The sequence below is a fragment of the Sandaracinomonas limnophila genome, from assembly GCF_004005965.1.
Classification (GTDB): Bacteria; Bacteroidota; Bacteroidia; order Cytophagales; family Spirosomataceae; genus Sandaracinomonas; species Sandaracinomonas limnophila.
Map to the genome: position 1 here is coordinate 1 of NZ_SACY01000017.1, position 321 is coordinate 321.

At 46.4% G+C, this 321-nt stretch carries 1 protein-coding gene; it reads left to right on the forward strand.

The genetic code is table 11. The features are described 5' to 3' along the window. Window positions 1-321, forward strand: a 321-nt coding sequence (locus EOJ36_RS12010; protein WP_164847910.1) for an Ig-like domain-containing protein, incomplete at both ends; no start/stop codon positions are given.

The window sequence follows — 321 nt, forward strand, 5'->3', positions numbered from 1 at the left end:
CGAACTGTCCATTGTCTCCAGTAACTATCACGGTAGTGGATCCAACGGCAGCGAATGTTGCACCAGCAGTGAACCCAGACATTGCAACAGTGAAGTCGGGCAGCTCGGTAACAACGAACGTATTAGCAAATGATGTTTGTGAGAATCCAAACTGCACATTGTCTAATCCAACGATTGTGACACAACCAGCACACGGAACAGTAACAGTGAATCCAGACGGAACATTGACTTACACCCCAGCGGCAGGTTTCACAGGAACGGATGTATTGACCTACCAAGTTTGTGATAACTCAGTAAATCCAGCGGTTTGTAAAACTGCAA